21 protein-coding genes and 1 pseudogene are annotated in these 20306 nt (G+C 60.5%); 12 read left to right on the forward strand and 10 right to left on the reverse strand.

The features are described 5' to 3' along the window. Positions 1 to 122 precede the first annotated feature (122 nt). Both gmk and CKW13_RS11265 read right to left on the reverse strand, forming a co-directional pair. Entirely contained in the window at positions 123 to 743 is a 621-nt protein-coding gene (gene gmk, locus CKW13_RS11260; protein ID WP_095108682.1) for a guanylate kinase, read from the reverse strand. A gap of 10 nt (positions 744 to 753) precedes the next feature. Further along, on the reverse strand, positions 754 to 1617 hold the full coding sequence (locus tag CKW13_RS11265) for a YicC/YloC family endoribonuclease (protein ID WP_095108683.1): 864 nt from the start codon (positions 1615 to 1617) through the stop codon (positions 754 to 756). Between the two features lie 217 nt (positions 1618 to 1834). On the opposite strand from CKW13_RS11265, the gene rph reads away from it, so the two are divergent. Together rph and CKW13_RS11275 are read left to right on the forward strand one after the other, a co-directional pair. Continuing rightward, positions 1835 to 2557 (forward strand): ribonuclease PH, encoded by a 723-nt coding sequence (gene rph / locus CKW13_RS11270; protein ID WP_095108684.1) that lies wholly within the window; start codon positions 1835 to 1837, stop codon positions 2555 to 2557. A gap of 27 nt (positions 2558 to 2584) precedes the next feature. Next, positions 2585 to 2953, forward strand: coding sequence for a DUF4870 domain-containing protein (locus CKW13_RS11275; RefSeq protein WP_095108685.1), 369 nt, complete (start codon positions 2585 to 2587; stop codon positions 2951 to 2953). A gap of 71 nt (positions 2954 to 3024) precedes the next feature. Here CKW13_RS11275 and CKW13_RS11280 read toward each other — a convergent pair whose 3' ends face one another. Next, positions 3025 to 3804: an exodeoxyribonuclease III gene (locus CKW13_RS11280; RefSeq protein WP_095108686.1), complete on the reverse strand. Its 780-nt coding sequence runs from the start codon at positions 3802 to 3804 to the stop codon at positions 3025 to 3027. Positions 3805 to 3885: 81 nt separating this feature from the next. Between CKW13_RS11280 and pyrE the strand changes: the two genes are divergently transcribed. Beyond that, positions 3886 to 4530 carry an orotate phosphoribosyltransferase gene (pyrE, locus tag CKW13_RS11285; protein ID WP_095108687.1) on the forward strand — a complete coding sequence of 215 codons (645 nt, stop codon included), beginning with the start codon at positions 3886 to 3888 and terminating at the stop codon, positions 4528 to 4530. A gap of 66 nt (positions 4531 to 4596) precedes the next feature. Here the strand turns inward: pyrE and argB are convergent, their stop codons facing one another. From argB to coaBC, 4 genes and pseudogenes are all read right to left on the reverse strand, one after another. Beyond that, positions 4597 to 5502, reverse strand: a complete 906-nt coding sequence (gene argB, locus CKW13_RS11290; protein WP_095108688.1) for an acetylglutamate kinase — start codon at positions 5500 to 5502, stop codon at positions 4597 to 4599. Positions 5503 to 5534: 32 nt separating this feature from the next. Next, positions 5535 to 6911, reverse strand: a pseudogene (locus CKW13_RS11295) (phosphomannomutase/phosphoglucomutase); the annotation flags it as partial. Between the two features lie 172 nt (positions 6912 to 7083). Then, positions 7084 to 7539 (reverse strand): dUTP diphosphatase, encoded by a 456-nt coding sequence (dut, locus tag CKW13_RS11300; protein ID WP_095108690.1) that lies wholly within the window; start codon positions 7537 to 7539, stop codon positions 7084 to 7086. A gap of 4 nt (positions 7540 to 7543) precedes the next feature. Then, positions 7544 to 8752: a bifunctional phosphopantothenoylcysteine decarboxylase/phosphopantothenate--cysteine ligase CoaBC gene (gene coaBC, locus CKW13_RS11305; protein WP_095108691.1), complete on the reverse strand. Its 1209-nt coding sequence runs from the start codon at positions 8750 to 8752 to the stop codon at positions 7544 to 7546. A gap of 131 nt (positions 8753 to 8883) precedes the next feature. Between coaBC and radC the strand changes: the two genes are divergently transcribed. Beyond that, a complete protein-coding gene (gene radC, locus CKW13_RS11310) occupies positions 8884 to 9558 on the forward strand; it encodes a DNA repair protein RadC (protein ID WP_095108692.1) in 675 nt (224 codons plus the stop codon). A gap of 14 nt (positions 9559 to 9572) precedes the next feature. Here the strand turns inward: radC and CKW13_RS11315 are convergent, their stop codons facing one another. Beyond that, positions 9573 to 11156: an ABC transporter substrate-binding protein gene (locus CKW13_RS11315; RefSeq protein WP_095108693.1), complete on the reverse strand. Its 1584-nt coding sequence runs from the start codon at positions 11154 to 11156 to the stop codon at positions 9573 to 9575. Positions 11157 to 11698: 542 nt separating this feature from the next. Here CKW13_RS11315 and rpmB point away from each other — a divergent pair. Together rpmB and rpmG are read left to right on the forward strand one after the other, a co-directional pair. Continuing rightward, a complete protein-coding gene (gene rpmB / locus CKW13_RS11320) occupies positions 11699 to 11932 on the forward strand; it encodes a 50S ribosomal protein L28 (protein ID WP_019410280.1) in 234 nt (77 codons plus the stop codon). A 12-nt stretch (positions 11933 to 11944) separates the two neighbouring features. Then, a complete protein-coding gene (rpmG, locus tag CKW13_RS11325; protein WP_003177274.1) occupies positions 11945 to 12100 on the forward strand; it encodes a 50S ribosomal protein L33 in 156 nt (51 codons plus the stop codon). Between the two features lie 70 nt (positions 12101 to 12170). Here rpmG and CKW13_RS11330 read toward each other — a convergent pair whose 3' ends face one another. After that, on the reverse strand, positions 12171 to 12383 hold the full coding sequence (locus CKW13_RS11330) for a peptidase inhibitor (protein ID WP_095108694.1): 213 nt from the start codon (positions 12381 to 12383) through the stop codon (positions 12171 to 12173). A 187-nt stretch (positions 12384 to 12570) separates the two neighbouring features. After that, the gene (locus tag CKW13_RS11335; protein WP_095108695.1) at positions 12571 to 12933 is read right to left on the reverse strand and encodes a cupin domain-containing protein; all 363 of its coding nucleotides are present in this window, start codon (positions 12931 to 12933) and stop codon (positions 12571 to 12573) included. Positions 12934 to 13170: 237 nt separating this feature from the next. Between CKW13_RS11335 and CKW13_RS11340 the strand changes: the two genes are divergently transcribed. From CKW13_RS11340 to CKW13_RS11365, 6 genes are all read left to right on the forward strand, one after another. Continuing rightward, the gene (locus tag CKW13_RS11340; protein ID WP_095108696.1) at positions 13171 to 14664 is read left to right on the forward strand and encodes an aldehyde dehydrogenase; all 1494 of its coding nucleotides are present in this window, start codon (positions 13171 to 13173) and stop codon (positions 14662 to 14664) included. A 276-nt stretch (positions 14665 to 14940) separates the two neighbouring features. After that, entirely contained in the window at positions 14941 to 15270 is a 330-nt protein-coding gene (trxA, locus tag CKW13_RS11345) for a thioredoxin TrxA (RefSeq protein ID WP_003206727.1), read from the forward strand. Between the two features lie 232 nt (positions 15271 to 15502). After that, complete coding sequence (gene rho / locus CKW13_RS11350; protein ID WP_095108697.1) at positions 15503 to 16762, forward strand: transcription termination factor Rho; 1260 nt, start codon at positions 15503 to 15505, stop codon at positions 16760 to 16762. 141 nt (positions 16763 to 16903) lie between these two features. After that, on the forward strand, positions 16904 to 18370 hold the full coding sequence (gene ubiD / locus CKW13_RS11355; protein ID WP_095108698.1) for a 4-hydroxy-3-polyprenylbenzoate decarboxylase: 1467 nt from the start codon (positions 16904 to 16906) through the stop codon (positions 18368 to 18370). Further along, the gene (locus CKW13_RS11360) at positions 18370 to 19338 is read left to right on the forward strand and encodes a CDP-6-deoxy-delta-3,4-glucoseen reductase (RefSeq protein ID WP_095108699.1); all 969 of its coding nucleotides are present in this window, start codon (positions 18370 to 18372) and stop codon (positions 19336 to 19338) included. Before ubiD ends, CKW13_RS11360 begins: the two co-directional genes overlap by 1 nt. 201 nt (positions 19339 to 19539) lie before the next feature. Beyond that, positions 19540 to 20208, forward strand: a complete 669-nt coding sequence (locus CKW13_RS11365; protein WP_095108700.1) for a gamma-glutamylcyclotransferase — start codon at positions 19540 to 19542, stop codon at positions 20206 to 20208. The last annotated feature ends 98 nt before the right edge of the window (positions 20209 to 20306 follow it).

Genomic DNA, 20306 nt, shown 5'->3' on the forward strand with positions numbered 1-20306 from the left:
CGAGCGGACTCAACAGTTTAAAAAATCACCAGCAATTAGGGAAGCGCTGATTTGTCGCTCGCCATGGCAAAGCGCTACAAGTGCCAATGTAAGGCCCTTGCAGCCGTTTTGGAAAGTGCTGTTTAACCCAGCAGTTCGGCGAGCAACTTGCCAAAACGCTGCTGTTGGCGCTTTTGCTGGAGCTGATTGGCACGGAAAATCGCTTTCAGATCGTCCAGCGCATGGGTGAACTCGTCGTTGATGATGAGGTAGTCATAGTCCACGTAGTGGCTCATTTCGCTGACGGCTTCACGCATGCGCCCGTCGATAATCTCGTCGCTGTCCTGGCCGCGGTTGGTCAGGCGCTGGTGTAGAGCTTGCAGCGAGGGCGGCAGGATGAATATCGAGCGGGCCTGGGGCATCAGCTTGCGCACTTGCTCGGCGCCTTGCCAGTCGATTTCCAAGATCAGGTCGTGGCCTTCGTCGAGGGTCTGCTGCAAGTGGCTCTGCGAGGTGCCGTAGAGGTTGCCGAACACCTCGGCGCGCTCCAGGAAGTCGCCGTGTTCGATCATTTTCACGAACTCGCTGCGTTCGACGAAGTGGTAGTTCACGCCATTCACTTCACCGGGGCGCATGGCCCGGGTGGTGTGGGAGACCGAGACGCGGATTTCCGGGTTGGCGTCGGTGAGGGCCTTGACCAGGCTGCTTTTGCCCGCGCCCGAAGGGGCGGAAATGATGTAAAGGGTGCCGGTGCTGTGGGTCATGGAGGGTGCCTTACTCAATATTCTGTACTTGTTCGCGCATTTGCTCGATCAACACTTTGAGGTTGACCGCCGCTTGGGTGCTGCGCGGGTCGAAGGCTTTGGAGCCCAGTGTATTGGCTTCGCGGTTGAGTTCCTGCATCAGGAAATCCAGGCGCCGACCGGCGGCGCCGCCGGCCTTGAGGACGCGGCGCACTTCGAGGATGTGGGTGCTTAGGCGGTCGAGTTCCTCGGCCACGTCGTTTTTCTGCGCGAGCAAGACCATTTCCTGCTCCAGGCGCTGCGGGTCGAGGTCGGCCTTCATGTCGGCGAAGCGGTCGAGCACCTTCTGGCGCTGGGTGGCGAGCATGTGTGGCACCTGCACGCGCAGGGTCGCCACGTCTTCTTCTATGGCGTCCAGGCGTTCGTGAATCAGGCGTGCCAGCTCCGCGCCTTCGCGCTGGCGGCCGGCCTTGAGTTCTTTGAGGCCTTGGTTGAACAAGGCCAGTGCCTGGGCGTTGAGGGCCTGCGGGTCGGTGGCGTCGGCTACCAGCACGCCGGGCCAGGCCAGCACTTCCAGCGGGTTGAGGGCGGCCGGTTGTTTTATCAGGCTGGCCACGGTTTCGGCGGCGGCGACCAGTTGGGCGGCGCGCTCGCGGTCAACTTGCAGGGGTTTGCCGGTGCTTTCCTCGGTAAAGCGCAGGGTGCATTCGAGCTTGCCCCGCGATACGCCCTGGCGCAGCGCCTCGCGCACGGCGCCTTCGAGGTCGCGAAAGGATTCGGGCAGGCGTAGGTGAGGTTCCAGATAACGGCTGTTGACCGAGCGCAACTCCCAGCTCAGGGTGCCCTGGGTGCCGGCGTTCTCGACGCGGGCGAAGGCGGTCATGCTGTGCACCATGGCAGGTACCTCGCGATTCGGAACCGCCGCTGGACGGGGCCGATGGATAAATGATGGCCAACAGGCATTGAAGGGGCCGGATTGTAGCGCAGAGCGGCGGATGCTCCCAAGCCGGGCGTGGCCCACCGGTCACAGCACGGTTTTTTAGGCGTGCCCCGTGGGCGTGGTCGGCACTATAATGCTCGGCAGTTTTCCGTCCCCGTACAGGTGTTCCCCTATGAAACGTCCAAGTGGTCGCGTTGCCGATCAGCTTCGCTCGATCCGCATTACCCGCAACTACACCAAACACGCCGAGGGCTCTGTACTGGTCGAATTTGGTGATACCAAAGTGATTTGTACGGTCAGCGTCGAGAACGGCGTGCCGCGTTTCCTCAAAGGCCAGGGCCAAGGCTGGCTGACCGCCGAGTACGGCATGCTGCCGCGCGCTACTGGCGAGCGTAACCAGCGCGAAGCCAGCCGTGGCAAGCAGGGTGGCCGCACCCTGGAAATCCAGCGTCTGATCGGCCGTTCCCTGCGCGCCGCGCTGGACATGTCCAAGCTTGGCGATGTGACTCTGTACGTCGATTGCGATGTGATCCAGGCCGACGGCGGTACCCGCACCGCATCCATCACGGGCGCCATGGTGGCCTTGATCGACGCGCTGAAAGTCATCAAGAAGCGTGGTGGCCTCAAGGCTGGCGACCCGCTCAAGCAGATGATCGCGGCGGTGTCCGTGGGCATGTACCAAGGCGAGCCGGTGCTGGACCTGGACTACCTCGAAGACTCCGCAGCCGAGACCGACCTTAATGTGGTCATGACCGGTACCGGCGGTTTCATCGAAGTGCAAGGCACTGCTGAAGGCGCGCCATTCCAGCCTGAAGACCTGACCGCCATGCTGGAGTTGGCGAAAAAAGGCATGGCTGAAATCTTTGAATTGCAAAAAGCGGCCTTGGCCGACTGATTGCGCCTCACCCTTAAGGAGCGTGTGATGAGCGATGAACTGCAACCCGTGCCGACTTTAAGCCGCGAGGTCCGTCAGTGGGCGATGTTCTGTCACTTTTCCGCTTTCCTGGGGATGTGGTTCCCGTTCGGCAGCCTGATCGGGCCGTTGATCCTGTGGCAGGTCAAGCGTGAGGTGGACCCGTTCATCGACGCCCAGGGCAAGGAAGCGCTGAACTTTCAGATCACCGTGGCCATCGCCTCGGCCATCTGTTATTTGCTGATGTTCGTGCTGATCGGCTTTGCCCTGCTGGCGTTGGTGCTGATTGGCGCACTCGTGCTGACCATCATTGCCGGGATCAAGGCCAACGAAGGTGTGGCTTATCGCTACCCTTTCACTTGGCGCCTTATCAAGTAGGCTGCGGCAGGATTCACGGCCACAAAAAAACCGACAGCGATGTCGGTTTTTTTGTGGCTGCGAAAAGATGCTTAGATGGTCAGCGTCCAGTCGTAGTCCACGATCAGCGGCGCATGCTGCGAGAACCGTGGCTGGCGCGGCAGGCGCGCGCTACGCACGAAGCGACGCAGGCCGGGGGTCAGTAACTGGTAGTCGAAACGCCAACCCAGGTTGAGCATCTCGGCTTGTTCGTTGTCCGGCCACCAGCTGTATTGGTCGCCTTCGCGGCTGACTTCGCGCAGTGCATCCACGTAGCCCATGTTGCCAACGATCTCGTCCATCCAGGCCCGTTCCGGTGCCAGGAAGCCGGGGGATTGCTGGCTGTCGCGCCAGTTTTTTATGTCCAGCTTCTGTTGCGCCACATACAGCGAGCCACAGTAGATGTACTCGCGGCGTTTACGACGCTGTTTGTCCAGATAACGGGCGAAATCGTCCATTAGCTTGAACTTTTGGTTCAGCTCTTCATCGCCGTTCTGCCCTGATGGAAGCAGCAAGGTCGCGATGCTGACCTTGTCGAAATCGGCTTGCAGGTAGCGCCCGTAGCGGTCGGCTGTCTCGAAGCCGAGGCCGCTGATGACCGCCTTGGGTTGCAACCGCGAATACAAAGCCACGCCACCTTGGGTGGGAACTTCGGCATCACAGGCATAAAGGAAGTAGCCATCCAGTTGGAAGGCTGGGTCGTCCAGTTCAAAGGCGGAGGCGCGGGTGTCCTGCAGGCAGATGACGTCGGCATTCTGAGCTTGTAGCCAACTGAGCAAACCACGCTCGACTGCAGCCTGAATACCATTGACGTTCACACTGATGATCCGCATAAATGGCCCCAAAAATCGCGTGCGTGTATGATACCCGAGCTCTACCTAATTAGCTAAAGCCGTGGTATCTGGGGTTTTTTCATGCAGGCGTATCAGCGCGATTTCATTCGTTTTGCCATCGATCGCGGGGTTTTGCGCTTCGGTGAGTTCACCCTCAAGTCCGGGCGTACCAGCCCATATTTCTTCAACGCAGGTCTTTTCAACTCGGGTTCGGCACTGGCCCAGTTGGGGCGTTTCTACGCGGCCGCCATCGTTGAAAGCGGTATTGGCTTCGATGTGCTCTTTGGCCCGGCCTACAAAGGCATTCCCTTGGCGGCGACCACGGCCGTGGCTTTGGCCGAACACCACGGGCGCGACCTGCCCTGGTGCTTCAATCGCAAGGAAGCCAAGGCCCACGGTGAGGGCGGCAGCCTGGTGGGCGCACCGTTGACCGGCGAGGTGCTGATTATCGATGACGTGATTACCGCCGGCACCGCGATCCGCGAGGTGATGCAGATCATTGCTTCTCAGGACGGCGCCAAGGCCGCCGGCGTGCTGATCGCCCTCAACCGCCAGGAGCGCGGCAACGGTGAGTTGTCGGCTATCCAGGAAGTGGAGCGCGATTTCGGTATCCCGGTCATCAGCATCGTGTCGCTGAACCAGGTGCTGGAGTTCTTGGCCGATGACCCCGAGCTCAAGCAGCACTTGCCTGCCGTACAGGCCTATCGCGAGCAGTTCGGCGTCTGATTGGCGCTGTTAAAAAAAGACCCCGCTCAGCCAGGCTGAGCGGGGTCTTTTTGCATGCGCCGCGGCTTAAGGGCGCTTGCGATTGCTGATAAGGGTGCCCACACCGGTGTCGGTGAAGATTTCCAGCAGAATCGCATTGGGCACGCGGCCGTCAATAATCAGCGAACTGCCGACGCCACCTTGTACCGCCTCCAGCGCGCAGCGGATCTTGGGCAGCATGCCGCCGTAGATGGTGCCGTCGGCGATCAGGTCGTCGACTTGCTGGGTGGTCAGGCCCGTCAGGACTTGCCCGGACTTGTCCATCAGGCCGGCGATGTTGGTCAGCAGCATCAGCTTCTCGGCTTTGAGGGCCTCGGCTACCTTGCCCGCCACCAGGTCGGCGTTGATGTTGTACGACTCGCCGTTGGCGCCCACGCCGATCGGCGCGATCACGGGGATGAAATCACCCTTGACCAACAGGTTCAGCAGGTCGGTGTTGATGCCGACCACTTCGCCGACGTGGCCGATATCGATGATTTCCGGCGTGGTCATTTCCGGGGTCTTGCGGGTGACGGTGAGTTTTTTCGCGCGGATCAGTTCGGCGTCCTTGCCCGTCAGGCCGATGGCGCTGCCGCCGTGGCGGTTAATCAGGTTGACGATGTCCTTGTTGACCTGCCCGCCGAGGACCATTTCCACCACGTCCATGGTTTGCGCGTCGGTCACGCGCATGCCATCAACGAAATGGCTCTCGATGGACAGGCGCTTGAGCAAGTCACCGATCTGCGGGCCGCCGCCGTGCACGACCACCGGGTTGATGCCCACGGCCTTCATCAGCACGATGTCGCGGGCGAAGCCGGTCTTGAGCTCTTCGCTCTCCATTGCGTTGCCGCCGTATTTGATGACCAGCGTCTTGCCGACGTAGCGTCGAATATAGGGCAGCGCTTCGGATAGAACCTTGGCGGTGTTGGCAGCGGCGTCGCGTTCGAGGGTCATTAAGGGCTCCGGCAAAACGAGGGATTAGTCGATCAGAACGGCAGTTGAAGGTTGGGGGCTACACGTTTCAATTGGGCGTGGAACACGTCCTTGATGCGTTGCAATTCGGCGTCGTTGTCGGCCTCGAAACGCAGCACCAGCACCGGTGTGGTGTTGGAGGCGCGAACCAGGCCCCAGCCCTGTGCATAGTCGACCCGAACACCGTCGATGGTGGTCAGGTTGGCGCCGGCGCCCCATTGTGCGTCGTGCAGCGCGTCAATGATGCTGAATTTGCTCTCTTCGGTCACATGGATATTGATTTCCGGCGTGGAAATATCGTTCGGGAAGGTCTGGAACAGGTCTTCGCAGCTTGCCGTTTCCTTGCTGAGGATTTCCAGCAGGCGCGCGGCGCTGTAGATACCGTCGTCAAAGCCGAACCAGCGTTCCTTGAAGAACACGTGGCCGCTCATCTCGCCTGCGAGCAGGGCGCCGGTTTCTTTCATCTTCTTCTTGATGAGGGAGTGGCCGGTTTTCCACATCAGCGGGCGGCCGCCGTATTCCTGGATAAGGGGCGTGAGGCGGCGGGTGCATTTGACGTCGAAGATGATTTGCGCGCCCGGGTTGCGGGCTACCACGTCCCGCGCGAACAGCATCAACAGGCGATCCGGGAAGACGATGCTGCCGGTATTGGTCACCACGCCGACGCGGTCGCCATCGCCGTCGAAGGCCAGGCCCAGGTCGGCGTTGGCTTCCTTGACCTTGGCGATCAGGTCCACGAGGTTTTCCGGCTTGCCCGGGTCCGGGTGATGGTTGGGGAAATTGCCGTCTACCTCGCAGAACAGCGGGATGACTTCGCAGTTCAGCGCTTCAAGCAATTGCGGGGCGATCACGCCAGCGGCGCCGTTGCCGCAATCGACCACCACTTTGAGGCGGCGCGCGAGTTTGACGTCGTCGATGATGTGCGCGGCGTAGCGTTCAAGGATTTGCACCCGGGTCACGCTGCCTTCGCCACGGGTCAGGTCGTTGGTCTTGAGGCGGGTGTGCAGGGCCTGGATTTGTTCGTTGGCCAGGGTGTCGCCGGCGATGACGATCTTGAAGCCGTTGTAGTCCGACGGGTTGTGGCTGCCGGTGAGCATGACCCCGGATTTACCCGCCAGCACGTTGGCCGCGTAGTAGAGCGCGGGGGTGGGCACCAGGCCCACGTCGCTGACGTGGCAACCGCTGTCGCATAGGCCCTGGATCAGTTGCTCGACCAGTTCCGGGCCGGACAGGCGACCGTCGCGGCCGACCGAGATGTGCGGTTCGCCCTGGGCCAGGGTCTGGGCGCCGATGGCCCGGCCGATCCAGTAGGCGGTTTCGCCGGTCAGGGTTTTGGGCACCACGCCACGGATGTCGTAGGCGCGAAAGATGCTGTCGGGAAACGCAGGTGCTACGGGGGCTGCATGGCTCATCGCTGAGGTTGCTCCAACTCAAAGGTTGCTGGACGGGACGACGAACGGCTCGCCGGCGGGTTCAAACTGAAGGGTATGACGGCGTTTTCGCCACAGAGTTCGTGGTGTGAAATGGCCACCCCGGCGGTTGGGGTGGCCTGGTCGGGGCCACTCAGTGGCTGCCGGAGTGACCGAAACCACCAGCGCCGCGCTGGGATTCATCGAAGGTTTCGACCAACTCGAAGTGCGCCTGCACCACGGGCACCAGAACCAGTTGGGCGATGCGCTCGCCCACGGCGATGTTGAATGCGGTCTGGCCACGGTTCCAGCAGGAGACCATCAACTCGCCCTGGTAGTCGGAGTCGATCAGCCCCACCAGGTTGCCGAGCACGATGCCGTGCTTGTGGCCCAGGCCCGAGCGCGGCAGCACCAGTGCGGCCAGGCCTGGGTCGCCGATGTACACCGACAGGCCGGTGGGGATCAGCAGGGTCTGGCCCGGCTCAAGGACGGTGTCTTGCTGGAGCATCGCGCGCAGGTCGAGGCCGGCGGAGCCGGGCGTGGCGTACTGGGGCAGGGGGAATTCGCTGCCGATGCGGGGGTCGAGGATCTTGGCTTGCAAAGCGTGCATGGTGTTAAACCTGGTTCAGTCGGTCGGCGATAAAAGCAATCAGTTGGCGGGCAATCTTGCCCTTGCTGGTCTGGGCGAAAAGGGTGGCGTGCAGTTCGCGGTCGATCACGCTGCAGGCGTTTTCCTCGCTGTTGAAACCAATGCTGGGGTTGGCCACGTCGTTGGCGACGATCAGGTCGAGGTTCTTGTCTTTGAGTTTGCGCGCGGCGTAGTCCAGCAGGTGTTCGGTCTCGGCGGCGAAGCCGACGCTGAAGGGGCGGTCCGGACGGGTTGAGATGCTGGCCAGAATGTCCGGGTTGCGCACCATTTGTAGTAACAGGCCGTCGCCGTTTGTAGGGTCTTTCTTGAGTTTTTGCGGGGCAACCACTTCGGGGCGGTAGTCCGCGACTGCTGCCGAGGCGATGAATAGGTCGCATGGCATCGCAGCTTCACAGGCGGCGAGCATGTCCCGAGCACTGACCACGTCGATGCGGGTGACGCGGTCCGGGGTCGGCAAGTGCACGGGGCCGGTAATCAGCGTGACGCGGGCGCCTGCTTCCACCGCGGCTTCGGCCAGGGCGAAGCCCATTTTCCCGGAGCTGTGGTTGGTGATGTAGCGCACCGGGTCGATGTTTTCCTGGGTCGGCCCGGCGGTGATGAGCACGTGCTTGCCGGTCAGCGCCTGGCGCTGGAAGCAATTGGCAGCGCAGTCCACCAGGTCGTTGGCTTCGAGCATGCGGCCCATGCCGACGTCGCCGCAGGCCTGGCTCCCGGAGCCCGGGCCGAACACACGCACGCCACGGCTTTCCAGCAACTGGGTGTTGGCCAGGGTGGCCGGGTCGCGCCACATGGCTTGGTTCATCGCGGGGGCGATGGCGATGGTGGCGTCGGTGGCCAGCACCAGGGTGGTCAGCAAATCGTTGGCGATGCCTTGGGCCAGGCGCGCAATCAGGTCAGCGGTGGCGGGCGCGATCAGCACCAGGTCGGCCCAGCGGGCCAGTTCGATATGACCCATTGCCGCTTCGGCGGCCGGGTCGAGCAAGTCCAGGTGAACCGGGTGCCCGGACAACGCTTGCATGGTCAGCGGGGTGATGAACTCACTGCCGCCGCGGGTCATGACCACACGCACTTGCGCACCCTGGTCGATGAGCCGGCGAACCAGCTCGGCGCTCTTGTAGGCAGCAATGCCGCCGCCAACGCCCAGAACAATGCGTTTCCGATACAGCCGCTGCATAGGCCTGCCTTTGAGTTCAGTGATGACTGCGCGCGATGTCCCTCCCCAGGCCAAATCACGCGCAAAAAAGATGGGCTACGATAACACAGCGACCGCTATGGAACAGCGGCGCCCATCCACAAGGAGGTGCTATGAGCATCCGCAATTGGCCTGCCGCGGAGCGTCCGCGAGAGAAGCTTTTGGAGTCCGGCGCGGCGACGCTTTCTGATGCTGAACTGCTGGCGATTTTTCTGCGTACCGGGGTAACGGGCAAGAGCGCCGTCGATCTGGCGCGCCACCTGCTCCTGCAATTCGGCAGCCTGCGGGCGCTGTTGGAGGCGGATCTGCCGGCGTTCAGTCGACAGCTGGGGCTTGGGCCGGCTAAGTTCGCCCAATTGCAGGCTGTGCTGGAAATGGCGCGCCGGCACCTGGCAGAAAAGCTCCAGCGCGAATCGGTACTGGAGAGCCCGGAGGCAGTGCGCGACTACCTCAAGGCGTTACTGCGCCATGAACCCCATGAGGTGTTTGGTTGCTTGTTCCTGGACGCCAAGCACCGGGTGCTGGCGTTTGAGTCGCTGTTTCGCGGCACCATCGACAGCGCCAGCGTCTACCCCCGGCAAGTGGTCAAACGGGCGCTGGCGCACAACGCCGCGGCGTTGATCCTGGCCCACAACCACCCTTCGGGTGTCGCCGACCCCAGCCCTGCGGACCGGGTGCTGACCAAGCGCCTGCAAGAGGCGCTGGAGTTAGTTGACGTGCAGGTGCTGGACCACATCATCGTCGGGGGCGAAGACCCGATATCCATGGTGGAGTACGGCTGGATGTGACGATGCGGCGCCCATCATTTGACGCTGACTTTCGAAAAGTCCTGACGGCCGAATGGGCTGACCGAATAGCCTTCGATATTTTTGCGGGTCAGGGCAAACGCAGTGGGGTGCGCCAGGGGTACCCACAGCGCCTGTTGCTGGATTTGCGTCTGCGCCTGTTCGTACAACTTGCTGCGTACACCTTGCTCGCTGGTGGTCTTGCCAGCGCTGATGAGCTTGTCCAGGCCTGGGTCGCAGTAACGGGCGAAGTTGGTGCCCGATTGCACGGCCGCGCAGGAAAACTGCGGGGTCAGGAAGTTGTCCGGGTCGCCGTTGTCGCCGGCCCAGCCCATGAACAGCAGGTCATGTTCCCCGGCCTTGGCCCGACGAATTAGTTCGCCCCACTCGATCACGCGGATTTCCGCTTGGATGCCGACCTCTGCCAGGTCCGCCTGGAGCAATTGCGCGCCAAGGCTGGGGTTGGGGTTGAGCAGGCTGCCGGAGGGGCGCGTCCAGAGAGTGGTTTTGAAACCGTCCTTGAGGCCGGCCTTGGCCAGTAACTCCCGAGCCTTGGCAGCGTCGTGGCCATAGCCCGGCAACTCCTTGGCGTAGCTCCAGGTATTGGGTGGGTAAGGGCCGTTGGCGGCTTCGGCGGTGTCCTCGAACACGGCTTTGAGGTAGCTGGTTTTGTCGAACGCCAGGTTGATCGCCTGGCGCACTTGCGGTTTGTCCAGAGGCGGATGCTGGCTATTGATGGCGATGAATGCGGTCATGAATGCGGGCGTGTGCTCGACCTTGAGCGTCGGGTCCTGCCGGGCGGTGTTCACGTCCAATGGTTTGGGCGAGAGGGCGATCTGGCATTCATTGCGTCGCAGCTTTTGCAGCCGAACGTTGGCATCGGGGGTGATGGCGAAAATCAGATTGTCGACCGCAGGCTTACCGGCGAAGTAGTCGCGGTTGGCCTTGTAGCGGATCACTGCGTCTTTTTGAAAGCGCGTGAAAATAAACGGGCCACTACCGATTGGCTGATTGTTGAGCTTCTCGGGCGTGCCGGCCTTGAGCAATTGGTCGGCATACTCGGCGCTATAAATAGAGGCGAAACCCATGCTCAGGGTGGCCAGAAAGGTGGAGTCCGGGTGGTCGAGGGTAAAGCGCACAGTGAGAGGGTCGAGGGCGTCGATCTTTTTAATCAGCGCGGGCAACTGCATCGATTGCGCATGTGGGAAGCCGCTTTGTGCGATTTTGTGCCATGGGTTTGCAGGATCAAGCATGCGGTCGAAGCTGAACTTCACGTCTTCGGCGGTCAGCTCGCGGCTGGGGTTAAAGTAGTCCGTTTTATGGAACTTCACCTGCGGATGCAGCTTGAACACATAGCTGAGGCCATCCGGGGAAATTTCCCAGCTGTCGGCCAGGCTGGGGACTACCTTGCCACTGGCGGTATCGAAGTCCACGAGGCGGTTCATCAATACATCGGCCGAGGCGTTGGTGGTGGTCAGCGAGTTGTACTGCACCACGTCGAACCCTTCCGGGCTGGCTTCCGTGCACACGCTCAGGGCGGCGGCATGGGCCAGCGGGCTTAGGAACGGAGCCAGCAGCAGGGGCAGGGCGGCGAGACGCATATTCGGTGTCCTTTGCAGATCGAGGGCCCATCTGCGCGCGCAGTCTGGAAAAGTCCTACCCTAGTGGCGTCTTTTGGAAATGACTATCCTATTTTTCATTTTGTTTCGGGCAGTGCATTTACGTCATCGACCGCGGGTCATTGGTCGGTTTTTTGTTTTTGTTGAATCGCTCCCGCACGGCGCCTGCGATGGTTGTGGGGCCCCGGCTGCTGGAGGGCGTTTACTCCGGAGATGGCGGTCGGGCCTTGGCGGGCGGGCGCAAGACCGCCTCGGGCGATGAGCGGCGCAGCGTATTTCGGTTGTTTGGCGGGCGCTCTAGCGCCGATAAAGCAGCCGTCGCGCAAAAGCAAAATCACATGGGCTGTTGTTGCTCTGAGGTCTTTCTGGTATAAAGCAGCGCTCTTTTCTAGGGGCCCGGTTCCTTCGCTTGTAGGTGTAGCCGGTAAGACCCTTAAAGAAACGCGGCGCCTGGCGCCAAATGACTGAGAGATTAAGCGGCCAACCCATGCCGGGTTGGGCATGTGGTTTTAGAGGGCTGAGGCATGTCGAGAGTCTGTCAAGTTACCGGTAAGGGTCCGGTGACTGGGAATAACATTTCCCACGCAAACAACAAAACCCGTCGTCGTTTCCTGCCAAACCTGCAGCATCACCGCTTCTGGGTTGAAGAAGAGAAACGTTTCGTGCGTCTGCGCGTATCTGCCAAAGGCATGCGTATTATCGACAAGCGTGGCATCACTGTCGTGCTGGCCGAAATCCGCCGTGCTGGCAAGATCTAAGGGAGCTAAATCATGCGTGAATTGATTCGTTTGATCTCGAGCGCCGGTACTGGTCACTTCTACACTACCGACAAGAACAAGCGCACGACTCCGGACAAAATCGAGATCAAGAAATATGATCCGGTTGTTCGTAAGCACGTGATCTACAAAGAAGGCAAAATCAAGTAATTGATTTGGCCTCCTTTAAGAAAAAGGCCCGTATCGCGAGATACGGGCCTTTTTCTTTGCCTGTTTTTACTCAGCCGCAGTTGATGCTACGGATAATCTTGTCGGCATCGGTTTGCAGGTTTATGCGGGTTGGGCGTCGATCCCAGGTGGATGGGAATCGTGGGCCGGTGAACCTTACCTGTGCTCCATTGGCCTTTTGACGAACCTCGGCGAGCAGCTCTTCGGTGGCGAGCATACCGATGGCGTATTGAGCGATAGAAATATCGCATGTGTTATCGGGCATTTTTTGCTTCCTTGCGTGACTGTTCATGGGGAAGCGCCCTATCGATCAACCGGCGAATACCGCTTCCTGCGATATTCGGTAGCGATTGGATTTTCAGAGCGCTGAAAACAGTGTGGTCGCCAAGTCATGAATTGCCTGGCCTGGGTTCTGCATAAGTGTTTCCAGATGCTGCCTGGTGAAGGCGCCGTCAGGCTTTTTGCTCGAACACCACGTAGATTTTCCGACAGGGTTGTAACACTTCCCAGGTGCCTCGGAACCCGGCCGGAATCACAAATCGGTCCCCCGCCCGCAGGGTCTTTGCATTGCCGTCGTCGTCACGCAGGACGGAGACGCCCTGGATGATCTCGCAGTATTCATGTTCGGTGTAATTGACCCGCCATTGCCCGGCATCGCCCTCCCATACGCCCGCGTTCATCTGGCCGCAGGGGCTGTTGTAGTGGTTGTAGAGGGTTTGCTGTGGGTCGCCCTTGAGGATTTTTTCCTCGGTGGGGCGATAGCGTTCCGCTGGGGTATTGGCTTGGCTGAAGTCGACAATCTCTTGGATACCCATTGCTGTTTTCTCCCGTGATTGCGGCGCGGACGGCTGAAAAGTCCGAAGTCTATGTTTATTAAAATGAACATCGCAAGGCGCTGCAGGGGCCTTGTGTCAAATATATTGAAACTTTGGCGGCCGCTGGTTTAGGGTGGCGGTTGCCTTGGGCCGATGTGAAGGCTGGCCGGGCAGAATTCCTGAAGGTGCCTGCATAGAACGCACAGCGCCTGTATTCAACAAGAGGAGGACACACGTATGACCACCCTGACTCGTGCCGACTGGGAACAACGTGCTCGTGATCTGAAGATCGAAGGCCGTGCCTATATCAATGGCGAATACACCGCTTCGGTTTCTGGCGACACCTTTGAATGTATCAGCCCGGTTGATGGCCGGCTGCTGGGCAGCATCGCCAGTTGTGACGTCGCCGATGCGCAGCGCGCTGTGGAAAACGCTCGTGCCACCTTCAATTCCGGCGTGTGGTCGCGCCTGGCGCCGAGCAAGCGTAAAGCCACCATGATCCGCTTTGCCGCCCTGCTCAAGGACAACGCCCAAGAGTTGGCCCTGCTTGAAACCCTCGACATGGGCAAGCCCATCAGTGACTCCCTGGGCATCGACGTGCCCGGTGCTGCCCAGGCCTTGAGCTGGAGCGGCGAGGCGATCGACAAGATCTACGATGAAGTGGCTGCCACGCCCCATGACCAATTGGGCTTGGTTACCCGTGAGCCTGTGGGCGTGGTTGCGGCCATTGTGCCGTGGAACTTCCCACTGATGATGGCCTGCTGGAAACTCGGCCCGGCGCTGTCCACCGGTAACTCGGTGGTGCTCAAGCCCTCTGAAAAGTCACCGCTGACGGCCATCCGTATCGCTGCATTGGCGGTTGAAGCGGGTATTCCCAAGGGCGTGCTCAACGTGTTGCCGGGTTACGGCCACACCGTGGGCAAGGCCCTGGCCCTGCATAACGATGTCGATACCCTGGTGTTCACCGGCTCCACCAAAATCGCCAAGCAACTGCTGATCTACTCCGGCGAATCCAACATGAAGCGGGTGTGGTTGGAGGCGGGCGGCAAGAGCCCGAACATCGTATTTGCCGATGCCCCGGACCTACAGGCCGCGGCCGAGTCTGCCGCCGGCGCTATTGCCTTCAACCAGGGCGAAGTCTGCACCGCTGGCTCGCGCCTGCTGGTGGAGCGCTCGATCAAGGATAAATTCCTGCCGCTGGTGATCGAGGCGCTCAAGGGCTGGAAACCCGGCAACCCGCTGGACCCGGCCACCAATGTCGGCGCGCTGGTCGATACCCAGCAGATGAACACCGTGCTGTCCTACATCGAGTCCGGCCATAGCGATGGCGCCAAACTGGTGGTGGGTGGCAAGCGCATTCTCCAGGAAACCGGTGGCACCTATGTTGAGCCAACGATTTTCGACGGCGTCAGCAATGCGATGAAAATTGCCCAGGAAGAGATCTTTGGCCCGGTGCTATCGGTGATTGCCTTCGACTCGGTCGAGGAAGCCATCGAGATTGCCAACGACACGCCTTATGGGCTGGCGGCGGCGGTGTGGACGTCCAATATCTCCAAGGCGCACCTGACAGCCAAGGCGTTGCGTGCGGGCAGTGTGTGGGTCAACCAGTACGATGGCGGCGATATGACCGCACCGTTCGGTGGCTTCAAGCAGTCCGGTAATGGCCGTGACAAGTCGCTGCACGCCTTTGACAAGTACACCGAACTGAAGGCGACCTGGATCAAGTTGTAACCTGGCAACCCCGCCCAGAAACAGGCCGCGCCCCATGTCGCGGCCTGTTGTGCTTCTGGTGAGGCATTTCGCCATCAAGCTCACTTCCTCTCTTACTTCGAGCGCGAGGCTACGGTGCGGTCAGAATTTTCTGCTGTAATTAGCGGAATGTGCGGCATTGCCCTATACCCAAAGCCATGAATTGCCATAGTGATAGTCAATCATCTGCGGCTTCCTGAACGGGGGAAGGGCGGCTATGATGGGCCACGTTTTTTTGCTTACAACCTGGAGACTTCCATGAGCAGCGATCTTATCAAACACGTTAGCGACGCTAGCTTCGAGGCTGACGTACTCAAGGCCGAAGGCGCTGTATTGGTCGATTACTGGGCTGAGTGGTGTGGCCCTTGCAAAATGATCGCGCCAGTCCTGGACGAGATTGCTGAAACCTACAAAGGCAAACTGACCGTTGCCAAGCTGAACATCGACGAAAACCAGGAAACGCCAGCCAAGCATGGCGTGCGTGGTATCCCGACGCTGATGCTGTTCAAGAACGGCAATGTCGAAGCCACCAAGGTCGGTGCGCTGTCGAAGTCGCAGTTAGCAGCCTTCCTCGACGCCAACATCTAAGCCTGATGAAAAGCCCCGCAAATTGCGGGGCTTTTCATTGTTCAGGGCTAGACGCTCCTAAATTCAGGTGTTACATTCGGCCCCGCACTGGTTTCTCCATTGCCCCCTGCAAGCCGTCGCCGACGCTCTCCTTTCGATTAGTACGCGATCCTGTCGCCTTCTCCGCGGCGCGGCCTCATTAAGCCAAAAGCTTAATTTCCCCCCCCTCCATAAATGATTACGTCATTCCTATATGAATCTGACTGAACTCAAGCAAAAGCCGATTACCGAACTGCTCGAATTGGCCGAACAGATGGGCATAGAAAATATGGCCCGTTCGCGCAAGCAGGACGTGATTTTCTCTCTGCTCAAAAAGCACGCGAAAAGCGGCGAGGAAATCTCCGGTGATGGCGTGCTGGAGATTCTCCAGGACGGCTTCGGCTTCCTGCGCTCCGCTGACGCTTCCTATCTGGCGGGCCCCGACGACATCTACGTCTCGCCGAGCCAGATCCGCCGTTTCAACTTGCGCACCGGTGACACCATCGTTGGCAAGATCCGCCCTCCCAAGGAAGGCGAGCGTTATTTCGCACTGCTCAAGGTCGATACGATCAACTTTGATCGTCCCGAGAACGCGAAGAACAAGATTCTCTTCGAGAACCTGACCCCGCTGTTCCCGACCGTGCGCATGAAAATGGAAGCCGGCAACGGTTCCACCGAAGACCTGACCGGTCGCGTGATCGACCTGTGTGCGCCCATCGGCAAGGGCCAGCGCGGCCTGATTGTGGCTCCGCCGAAAGCGGGCAAGACGATCATGCTGCAGAACATCGCCGCCAACATTGCGCGCAACAACCCGGAAGTTCATCTGATCGTGCTGTTGATCGACGAGCGCCCGGAAGAAGTGACCGAAATGCAGCGCACCGTGCGCGGCGAAGTGGTTGCCTCGACGTTCGACGAGCCGCCAACCCGCCACGTGCAGGTTGCCGAAATGGTGATCGAGAAGGCCAAGCGCCTGGTCGAGCACAAAAAGGACGTGGTGATCCTGCTCGATTCCATCACCCGTCTGGCCCGTGCCTACAACACCGTGATCCCGAGCTCCGGCAAGGTCCTCACCGGTGGTGTCGATGCCCACGCCCTGGAAAAACCGAAGCGTTTCTTCGGCGCTGCGCGCAACATCGAAGAAGGCGGTTCGCTGACCATCATCGCCACCGCGCTGGTTGAAACCGGCTCGAAGATGGACGAAGTGATCTACGAGGAGTTCAAGGGCACCGGCAACATGGAGCTGCCTCTGGATCGCAAGATCGCGGAAAAACGCGTCTTCCCGGCCATCAACATCAACCGTTCCGGCACCCGCCGCGAAGAGTTGCTGACCGCCGACGACGAGTTGCAGCGCATGTGGATCCTGCGCAAGCTGCTGCACCCGATGGACGAAGTCGCGGCTATCGAGTTCTTGATCGACAAGCTGAAACAGACCAAGACCAACGATGAGTTCTTCCTGTCGATGAAACGCAAGTAATTCGAGCGGGACCGCAAAAGGCCGGGGAAACCCGGCTTTTTGCTGTCTGACCCTTTATCATCGGGCAGCTCACTATTCGTAACAGTTGGCTTCGGCGCTAAACTCGTGCCCCGAACGCCACGGCCAAAACGAGGCTCAAGCATGCAGTATCGCGACTTGCGCGACTTTATCAGCGGTCTGGAAACGCGCGGCGAACTCAAGCGCATCCAGGTTCCGGTGTCTCCTGTGCTGGAAATGACCGAGGTCTGCGACCGCACCTTGCGTGCCAAAGGCCCGGCCCTGCTCTTTGAAAACCCCACCGGCTACGACATCCCGGTGCTCGGCAACCTGTTCGGCACTCCCGAGCGCGTGGCCCTGGGCATGGGCGCCGAAGCGGTCAGCGAGCTGCGCGAAATCGGCAAATTACTGGCCTTTCTCAAGGAGCCGGAGCCGCCCAAGGGCCTGAAAGACGCTTGGTCCAAGCTGCCGATCTTCCGCAAGATCATCGCCATGGCGCCCAAAGTGGTCAAAGACGCGGTGTGCCAGGAAGTGGTCATCGAAGGTGACGACGTCGACCTGGCGATGCTGCCCGTGCAGACCTGCTGGCCTGGCGATGTCGGCCCGCTGATTACCTGGGGCCTGACCGTCACCAAAGGCCCGAACAAGGACCGCCAGAACCTGGGCATCTACCGCCAGCAGGTGATTGGCCGCAACAAGGTCATCATGCGCTGGCTGAGCCATCGCGGCGGTGCGTTGGATTACCGCGAATGGTGTGAAAAACATCCGGGCCAGCCGTTCCCTGTTTCCGTGGCGCTGGGGGCGGACCCGGCCACCATCCTGGGTGCCGTCACCCCGGTGCCCGACAGCCTTTCCGAATACGCCTTCGCCGGGTTGTTGCGTGGCAACCGCACCGAACTGGTGAAATGCCGCGGCAACGACCTGCAAGTGCCGGCCACCGCCGAGATCATCCTCGAAGGCGTGATCCACCCTGGTGAAATGGCCGACGAAGGCCCTTACGGCGACCACACCGGCTACTACAACGAAGTCGACAGCTTCCCGGTGTTTACCGTCGAGCGCATCACCCACCGTATCAAGCCGATCTACCACAGCACCTACACTGGCCGCCCGCCCGATGAGCCGGCGATCCTCGGCGTGGCGCTGAACGAAGTGTTCGTGCCGATCCTGCAAAAGCAGTTCCCGGAAATCACCGACTTCTACCTGCCGCCCGAAGGCTGTTCATACCGCATGGCGGTGGTGACCATAAAGAAGCAGTACCCGGGGCACGCCAAGCGCGTGATGCTGGGGGTCTGGTCGTTTTTGCGGCAGTTCATGTACACCAAGTTCGTTATCGTCACCGACGACGACATCAATGCCCGGGACTGGAACGACGTGATCTGGGCCATCACCACGCGCATGGACCCCAAGCGCGACACGGTGATGATCGACAACACGCCGATCGACTACCTGGACTTCGCCTCGCCGGTGTCCGGCCTGGGCTCGAAAATGGGCCTGGATGCCACCCACAAATGGCCCGGTGAAACCACCCGCGAGTGGGGCCGGGTTATCGTCAAGGACGAGGCGGTCACCCGCCGGATCGATGCCATCTGGAATCAGTTAGGAATAGATTGATGCGTGTAACCTTGCAGCCCTCCGGAGCAGTGCTTGAGATATTGCCCGGCGAGCGGATCCTCGATGGCGCACGGCGCCTGGGCTACGAATGCCCGCAAAGCTGCCGCAATGGCAATTGTCACGTGTGCGCCGCGCTGCTGGTTGAAGGCCGCGTGCAACAGGCCGGCGCGGTGCGCGACCACGGCGAGTTCTACACTTGCATTGCCGAGCCGCTGGAAGACTGCATCGTGCTGTGGGATGGCGTGCTTGCGCTGGGAGAACTGCCGGTGCGCAGCCTGTCGTGTCAGGTCAGTGAGTGCGTGGAGGTGGGCGGCGATGTCTGGCGTGTGCGCTTGCGCACCCCGGCCGGCAAAGCGCCGCGTTACCACGCCGGGCAGTACCTGATGCTGGAGCGCGAGAATGGCGAGAAATCGGCCTTCTCCCTGGCCTCCGCCCCCCACGCCGGGCGGGATCTGGAACTCCATGTACTGGTGCGTGAAGCCAGTGCGCAAACCCTCATCGAGCAACTGCAACGCAACCCATTGGTGCGAGTGGAAATGCCGTTTGGCGACACTCACTTGTCGCAACTGCCGGACGGCCCCCTGGTGCTGATCGCGGCCGGCACAGGCATGGCGCAGATGCACAGCCTGATCGAGCACTGCCGCGCCAAGGGCTTCAAGCATCCGGTGCATCTGTACTGGGGTGTGCGCCGCCCGCAAGATTTCTACGCCATCGAACACTGGGACCAATGGCAGCAACTGCCCAACCTCTACCTGCACAAAGTGGTCAGTGACCTGTGTGGCTGGGACGGGCGCTGCGGCATGCTGCATGAGGCGGTGTGCGAAGACATCCAGGACCTGTCCTCGGTTTACGTCTATGGCAGCGGCTCGCCGGCAATGATCTACGCCACCCTCGATGCCCTGGTGGACGCCGGCATGGACCCCCACCAAATGCGTGCGGATGTATTTGCCTACGCTCCTCGCGACTGAATCCTGGCGCGTTATAACTCCCTATATAGCTGATCGGTATTTATTCAAATGGATAGATATCGTTAGGCTATATAAAACAAAGGTTGAATTTAAAAACTGTGCCATGGCACTTAATTTGCCTTAAAACTTATGTGCCTTATTGTTACAGCGGTGCGTTCTATTAAGTAATTCTTCACTGCGGGGAGCTCAACGCTATTCGCCATGAGTGCCATTGAATCTGCTCTTGTGAATCCGGTTTATCCGCCGCGGCTCGATCTGGGGTCGCCCCTCACCCACGAACAACTGATGAGCTCGATGCAGGCCACCCTGGCCCGCCATCGCGGTGGCCCGGTGTGGCTGTTTGCCTACGGCTCGTTGATCTGGCGCCCCGAATGCTCGGCGGTGGAACGGGTGCGCGGCCGGGTCCATGGCTATCATCGCGGCCTTTACCTGTGGTCCCACGAACACCGTGGCACACCGGAACGCCCCGGCCTGGTCTTCGGCCTGGATCGCGGCGGCTCGTGCAGCGGCTTCGCCTACCGACTCCCGCAAGAGCAATTGCAAGATTCCCTCTACGCCCTCTGGCAGCGCGAAATGCCCGTGCCGTCCTACCGGCCCCACTGGCTCAACTGCCGTCTTGAAGACGGTACGCGCGTGCAGGCCCTGGGGTTCGTACTGGAGCGCCACCTGCCCAGCTACGCCGGCAACCTGCCCGACAGCGTGCTGAGCCAAGTCTTCGAAAGTGCCTGCGGCCGTTATGGCACCACCCGTGACTACGTCGAGCAAACCGTCAATGCCCTACGCAGCCACGCCATGCCTGACCGTAACCTGGAAGCCCGCCTCAAGCGCTGCCGCGACGTGGCACAACAGACGCTGGCGGCCAGTATCTGACGGCTAACTCCTCCTTTCTGGGCATTGACGGGTGCTTTGCCAGATAGCGCGTTAGAGCCCACTCGAAAACATATGTTTGATGAGCGGGCGCGCCATTG

The sequence above is a fragment of the Pseudomonas sp. Irchel 3E20 genome (assembly GCF_900187645.1).
Taxonomy (GTDB): Bacteria; Pseudomonadota; Gammaproteobacteria; order Pseudomonadales; family Pseudomonadaceae; genus Aquipseudomonas.

Excerpts from the sequence above, each read along its gene's own strand:
- gmk (WP_095108682.1), bottom strand. The coding sequence starts at position 743 with ATGACCCACAGCACCGGCACCCTTTACATCATTTCCGCCCCTTCGGGC.
- CKW13_RS11265 (WP_095108683.1), bottom strand. The coding sequence starts at position 1,617 with ATGGTGCACAGCATGACCGCCTTCGCCCGCGTCGAGAACGCCGGCACC.
- rph (WP_095108684.1), top strand. The coding sequence starts at position 1,835 with ATGAAACGTCCAAGTGGTCGCGTTGCCGATCAGCTTCGCTCGATCCGC.
- CKW13_RS11275 (WP_095108685.1), top strand. The coding sequence starts at position 2,585 with ATGAGCGATGAACTGCAACCCGTGCCGACTTTAAGCCGCGAGGTCCGT.
- CKW13_RS11280 (WP_095108686.1), bottom strand. The coding sequence starts at position 3,804 with ATGCGGATCATCAGTGTGAACGTCAATGGTATTCAGGCTGCAGTCGAG.
- pyrE (WP_095108687.1), top strand. The coding sequence starts at position 3,886 with ATGCAGGCGTATCAGCGCGATTTCATTCGTTTTGCCATCGATCGCGGG.
- argB (WP_095108688.1), bottom strand. The coding sequence starts at position 5,502 with ATGACCCTCGAACGCGACGCCGCTGCCAACACCGCCAAGGTTCTATCC.
- dut (WP_095108690.1), bottom strand. The coding sequence starts at position 7,539 with ATGCACGCTTTGCAAGCCAAGATCCTCGACCCCCGCATCGGCAGCGAA.
- coaBC (WP_095108691.1), bottom strand. The coding sequence starts at position 8,752 with ATGCAGCGGCTGTATCGGAAACGCATTGTTCTGGGCGTTGGCGGCGGC.
- radC (WP_095108692.1), top strand. The coding sequence starts at position 8,884 with ATGAGCATCCGCAATTGGCCTGCCGCGGAGCGTCCGCGAGAGAAGCTT.
- CKW13_RS11315 (WP_095108693.1), bottom strand. The coding sequence starts at position 11,156 with ATGCGTCTCGCCGCCCTGCCCCTGCTGCTGGCTCCGTTCCTAAGCCCG.
- rpmB (WP_019410280.1), top strand. The coding sequence starts at position 11,699 with ATGTCGAGAGTCTGTCAAGTTACCGGTAAGGGTCCGGTGACTGGGAAT.
- rpmG (WP_003177274.1), top strand. The coding sequence starts at position 11,945 with ATGCGTGAATTGATTCGTTTGATCTCGAGCGCCGGTACTGGTCACTTC.
- CKW13_RS11330 (WP_095108694.1), bottom strand. The coding sequence starts at position 12,383 with ATGCCCGATAACACATGCGATATTTCTATCGCTCAATACGCCATCGGT.
- CKW13_RS11335 (WP_095108695.1), bottom strand. The coding sequence starts at position 12,933 with ATGGGTATCCAAGAGATTGTCGACTTCAGCCAAGCCAATACCCCAGCG.
- CKW13_RS11340 (WP_095108696.1), top strand. The coding sequence starts at position 13,171 with ATGACCACCCTGACTCGTGCCGACTGGGAACAACGTGCTCGTGATCTG.
- trxA (WP_003206727.1), top strand. The coding sequence starts at position 14,941 with ATGAGCAGCGATCTTATCAAACACGTTAGCGACGCTAGCTTCGAGGCT.
- rho (WP_095108697.1), top strand. The coding sequence starts at position 15,503 with ATGAATCTGACTGAACTCAAGCAAAAGCCGATTACCGAACTGCTCGAA.
- ubiD (WP_095108698.1), top strand. The coding sequence starts at position 16,904 with ATGCAGTATCGCGACTTGCGCGACTTTATCAGCGGTCTGGAAACGCGC.
- CKW13_RS11360 (WP_095108699.1), top strand. The coding sequence starts at position 18,370 with ATGCGTGTAACCTTGCAGCCCTCCGGAGCAGTGCTTGAGATATTGCCC.
- CKW13_RS11365 (WP_095108700.1), top strand. The coding sequence starts at position 19,540 with ATGAGTGCCATTGAATCTGCTCTTGTGAATCCGGTTTATCCGCCGCGG.